Here is a 2,829-nt window from a genome sequence, read left to right as displayed (position 1 = left end):
TACCTCTATTACGTGCTCGGCAATGGCCGGGCGATCCGTTACGGCGTCCGCGTCGGACGCGACGGCTTCACCTGGAACGGCGTGCAGAAGATCACCCGCAAGGCCGAGTGGCCGGATTGGCATCCGCCGGCCGAGATGATCGAGCGCCAGCCTTATCTGCCGCGCTTCATGGCCGGCGGCCCGGGCAATCCGCTCGGCGCGCGGGCGATGTATCTGGGGTCGACCGTCTATCGCATCCACGGCACCAATCAGCCCTCGACCATCGGCAAGTTCGTGTCGTCGGGCTGCATCGGCATGCTGAACGAAGACGTCAGCGATCTGTTCGATCGCGCCAAGGTCGGCACCCGTGTGGTGGTACTGCCGGGAGCGGCGCCCGCGACGACCGCCAGCGCCCAGCCGGTCGCGCCGCTGCCCGGCACGCAGCCGACCTCGGTGGCGCCGCTGCCGGCGCCGGTCACCATCCGCTAAATCTTGCAATCAATAAGCTTCGACGGCCCGCAGCGATGCGGGCCGTTTGCTTTTTTGGGGAGATGCCGGGCCAATCGGCTTAGTCAGCCCGCGTGATATCGCCGTGCTTGGCCCGCCACGCTGGACCGGGACCGCGCATATAGTGCAGCTCCGGCCGATACGGGCTGAACGCCTGGACGAAGAACTGCCGCCAGAAGTCGCGGATTTCGGCGGCAATACCGCTGCCGGCTGCTGTCGCCGGACTGATGTCGCTGTCGAGGTTTGATGTCGATGTGACCAGTGCCATGGGGGCCGCCACTGTCATCTGCGCGGGCGCCTATCGCCGCTTCATGCGCCGCTGTCGCAACAGTGTTGGCCGAGGTCGTTAAAGAGCTGTTCAAATCGTCCGCATCCGGCGGTCCACGACCGGCAGGCTTAAGGCGGCGTTAACAAGCCTCGCTCGGGTTGCCCTTTGCGGGTGGCGCCGTTACATCAGCGGCAGCGGATTCCCCGACATTTCCAGCTTGCTCAAGGACGCCAATGGCTCGCCAGTTCGTCTATTTCATGCAGGGCCTGACCAAGGCCTATCCGACCCGCAAGGTGCTGGATAACGTCCATCTGTCGTTCTACCCGGACGCCAAGATCGGCGTGCTCGGCGTCAACGGCGCCGGTAAATCGACCCTGCTGAAGATCATGGCGGGGATCGACAAGGAATATACCGGCGAGGCCTGGGTCGCCGAGGGCGCCCGTGTCGGCTATCTGGAGCAGGAGCCGCAGCTCGATCCGGCGCTGAACGTGCGCGAGAACGTCATGCTCGGCGTTGCCAAGCAGAAGGCGATCCTGGATCGCTACAACGAGCTGGCGATGAACTACTCGGAAGAAACCGCCGACGAGATGACCGCGCTGCAGGACCAGATCGAGTCCGCCGGGCTGTGGGATCTCGACAGCAAGGTCGACCAGGCGATGGACGCGCTGCGCTGCCCGCCGGACGACGCCGACGTCACCAAGCTGTCGGGCGGCGAGCGCCGCCGCGTCGCGTTGTGCAAGCTGCTGCTCGACCAGCCCGACCTGCTGCTGCTCGACGAACCGACCAACCATCTCGACGCCGAGAGCGTGTCGTGGCTGGAAAGCCATCTGCGCAACTATCCGGGCGCCATCCTGATCGTCACCCACGACCGCTACTTCCTCGACAACGTCACGTCATGGATCCTCGAGCTCGATCGCGGCAAGGGGATTCCCTACGAGGGCAACTACTCGTCCTGGCTGGTGCAGAAGCAAAAGCGGCTGCAGCAGGAGGGCCGCGAGGACGCGGCGCACCAGAAGACCCTGGAGCGCGAGCAGGAGTGGATCGCGTCGTCGCCGAAAGCCCGGCAGGCCAAGTCCAAGGCGCGCTATCAGCGCTACGAGGAGCTGCTCGCCAAGGCGAGCGAGAAGCAGACCCAGACCGCCCAGATCATCATCCCGGTGGCCGAACGGCTCGGCAACAATGTCGTCGACTTCGAGCACCTCACCAAGGGCTTCGGCGACAAGCTGCTGATCGACGACCTCACCTTCAAGCTGCCGCCCGGCGGCATCGTCGGTGTGATCGGCCCGAACGGCGCCGGCAAGACCACGCTGTTCCGGATGATCACCGGGCAGGAGAAGCCCGATGGCGGCACCATCACCGTCGGCGAGACCGTGCATCTCGGCTATGTCGACCAGTCGCGCGACGCGCTCGACGGCAAGAAGACGGTGTGGGAGGAGATTTCCGGCGGCAACGAGCTGATCTTGCTCGGCAAGAAGGAAGTCAATTCGCGCGGCTATTGCTCGGCTTTCAACTTCAAGGGCGGCGACCAGCAGAAGAAGGTCGGCTCGCTCTCAGGCGGTGAACGCAACCGCGTCCATCTCGCCAAGATGCTGAAGAGCGGCGCCAACGTGCTGCTGCTCGACGAACCGACCAACGACCTCGACGTCGATACCCTGCGCGCGCTCGAAGAGGCGCTGGAGGATTTCGCCGGCTGCGCCGTGATCATCAGCCATGACCGCTGGTTCCTCGACCGCATCGCGACGCACATCCTGGCGTTCGAAGACGACAGCCACGTCGAGTGGTTCGAAGGTAATTTCCAGGACTACGAAAAGGACAAGATGCGCCGGCTCGGCCAGGATGCCATCATTCCGCATCGCGCGAAGTACAAGAAGCTGACGCGCTGAGGGGCGTCAGTCCGGCGTGATCAAAGCGACGTCGGGGAAGTAACTGCGATAGCGCCCCGTGTCGCGCGTCAGGATTGGAAGTCCTGACGCGACTGCATGAGCACCGATGAAGAAATCTGCGAGCACGCTGGTCCGCGTGCCCGCCGCTCGGCGATAATTGCTGGAGGGTCGCCCAGCGATATACAGCGCTGT

The 2,829-nt window shown here is 64.4% G+C and carries 4 protein-coding genes; 2 read left to right on the top strand and 2 right to left on the bottom strand.

The window, feature by feature from the left end:
* Positions 1-468 (top strand): L,D-transpeptidase (locus tag I5M_RS02635; protein WP_022719980.1); only part of this gene is annotated, 468 nt, incomplete at its 5' end.
* A gap of 79 nt (positions 469-547) precedes the next feature.
* On the opposite strand, the gene I5M_RS02630 is transcribed toward I5M_RS02635, so the two are convergent.
* Positions 548-754, bottom strand: a complete 207-nt coding sequence (locus I5M_RS02630) for a hypothetical protein (protein ID WP_022719979.1) — start codon at positions 752-754, stop codon at positions 548-550.
* A gap of 233 nt (positions 755-987) precedes the next feature.
* Between I5M_RS02630 and ettA the strand changes: the two genes are divergently transcribed.
* Entirely contained in the window at positions 988-2,637 is a 1,650-nt protein-coding gene (gene ettA / locus I5M_RS02625; RefSeq protein ID WP_022719978.1) for an energy-dependent translational throttle protein EttA, read from the top strand.
* 6 nt (positions 2,638-2,643) lie between these two features.
* Here the strand turns inward: ettA and I5M_RS33305 are convergent.
* A partial coding sequence (locus tag I5M_RS33305) for a type II toxin-antitoxin system VapC family toxin (protein ID WP_376738656.1) occupies positions 2,644-2,829 on the bottom strand: 186 nt, incomplete at its 5' end.

The sequence above is a fragment of the Rhodopseudomonas sp. B29 genome, from assembly GCF_000333455.1.
In the GTDB taxonomy this organism is placed as follows: Bacteria; Pseudomonadota; Alphaproteobacteria; order Rhizobiales; family Xanthobacteraceae; genus Rhodopseudomonas.
This window is presented reverse-complemented; position numbering and strand designations above follow the sequence as displayed.